Raw genomic sequence first — 2,465 nt, forward strand, 5'->3', positions numbered from 1 at the left:
CAATTTGCTCTTTATTTTTTTTTGTTATTTTTTTCTTAGTGCATAAATAGCGCTATACCATTTTATTAATGACTAGGAAAATTATATGATAAAAGTTAATGAGCTTATTTCTAAGATTAACACAAATTTTACAGATACTGTTGATTTTGAAACACTCTCTTATTTATCTTTTAATGAAATTAATGATTTATTATCTAATGTATTAGCATCTCATGAAATAAATACCCTTTATAATGAAATACAAAAATATCAAACATTAAATAAGATAGAAGAATCACATTATTTAACACGTTCTAATCCCCAAATCCGTAATGCAGTTAGCTTAGCTATTCAATCGCCAGTAGCAAAAGGTCGTGCCTTAAATGAATGGATCCCTGAAAGGGGGAATGAATTTGTAGATAGTCAATCTGTCGCATCTATGTTTTCACCAGCAGGTTATTTAACCGAACTTTATCGTGAGGCGAAAGCGTTACATCCTAAAAATTCAATTTATCATCTTGATAAACGCCGACCCGATTTAGCGAAATTAGTGCTTTCTCAAGACAATCTGGATAAAGAAGTCTCAACACTTTCGTTATCGAATCAAATTCTAACAACAGCACTACAAGCAAAATTAGGTAGTGGTAAAGATATATTCCGTGAATTAGCCACTTATCGCTTAACGGGTGAAACGCCGTATCATCAACCTTATGAAATCATTCGCCAAGCTATTTTGCTACAAAACAATGCGCTAGAAGGTTTAATGTCTTCACCGGAATTTATCTCAAGATCAGACTCAGCTCTATTAACTTCTATTAAAGCGGGGATCTCACCAGAGCTTTACCAAATTTTAATTGAAGATGTTGATAAAGATACTGATACTTTATTTAAGAAAAATTTTGGTAATATTAATAACTCATTATTAAATAGCGCTGATTTTATTAGTAAATATTATAATGTTGATATAAAAAATGTGAAAATTTTATTAAATTTATTAGGTGAGAAAAAATTTTTAAATAATAAAGAAATTTTAAATCTTAATAAAATTATTCGGTTGTTCAAATCAACGGAAATTCCGTTATTATCTATCATTAATTTAATTCAATCTGAGAATACACAATTTAATATTAATGCTAGAATAGTAAATAGTTTAATAAATCTAAAGAATTTATTAGAGCATTACACTATTACACCAGAACAAGCGGTTGTACTTAATGGTGGGTTGATAATAAAAAAATCGTTAGATAATAAACCATCACAGTTTGATCAATTATTTAATTCACTACCTCTAAATGGTGCAGTTTTTTCTGATGATGGTCATGTTTTTGATTTAAATAATGCAATTAAACCTGATGATATTATTCGTTTAAATACGATAAAACACGCATTAAATGTCAATGATATTGAATTAATGATGTTATGGAAATTAGCATCAGGAAGTGATAGCAATTTTGAGAACACACTGGTTAATCTTTCTTTACTTTATAGAGTTCATTTATTAGCAAAAATTAATGGATTAACTATAAATGAGTTAGTGTTATTAATAAATATTTTACCAGCTCCTCTTAATAGCCCAATAAAGCATAAAAACACCTCCTATAAAATGAATGAACTGATTACCATTATTAATGGTAATGTTGTTTTCTTTAGAAAAGAAAAATGGGAAATAAGTGAGTTATTTTTAATTTGTACAAAAAAATATGATGAAGTCTTTACTCCTGTACTCGCTAATTTAATAGATAAAATACGTTCTGAATTAAAGAATAGAAATATGGATTATGAAGAACAATACGCATTAGTCACATCATTTATTGATATGGAAATGGGTGTTGATTCTATTGAAAAAGCTCAATCTATATTGTATTTAATTGATAAAAACAATGATAATAAAACTTTAAAAGAATTACTACCTATTCTTATTAAAGAAGATTTAAATGATGAAGACAAAATTGAAATTTCTAGATTTTTTAACAGGGTTCAAAAAGTTATTGTAATTTTTAATAAAATAGGTTTAACTGAGTTTGAAATAAAGTTTATTACTCATTATTTACACTTACATTTAATTCAGGATAATAATAAATTAGATTTTTTTCTTTTTACAATAAGAAATATTATTAGATTTCATCATTTTATTACACAATGTGGTGACATGGCGAATGATTTTTTAGACTCGCTTATCAATGAGACATTAACTTCAGAAAAATTATCAATTATTTTAAACGTAGATGAAAAAACAATTGATGAAGCATTATTACTCACACCAAATAAAGAATTAAACCATTATGAAAATATTTATATTCTTTCTAAATATATTGAGTTATCAAAGCTACTCGATATCTCCCCAAAAGAACTTAAATTATTAATAAGTTTAAGATATTCTGAAGATAGTAATGTTGTTGATGAATATAATGAATGGGATAAAATTAGTCAAATTATGCAAGGAAGCTTAAATAATAAAGATACAGTAAATATTGCTCAAATAATTG

The 2,465-nt window shown here is 26.4% G+C and carries 1 protein-coding gene; it reads left to right on the forward strand.

The window, feature by feature from the left end; all coding sequences use genetic code 11:
• Positions 1-85: 85 nt before the first annotated feature.
• Positions 86-2,465: Tc toxin subunit A (locus tag M983_RS16340; protein WP_245684060.1), on the forward strand; the 2,380-nt coding region annotated here is incomplete at its 3' end.

It is taken from the genome of Proteus myxofaciens ATCC 19692 (assembly GCF_001654855.1).
Lineage (GTDB): Bacteria > Pseudomonadota > Gammaproteobacteria > Enterobacterales > Enterobacteriaceae > Proteus > Proteus myxofaciens.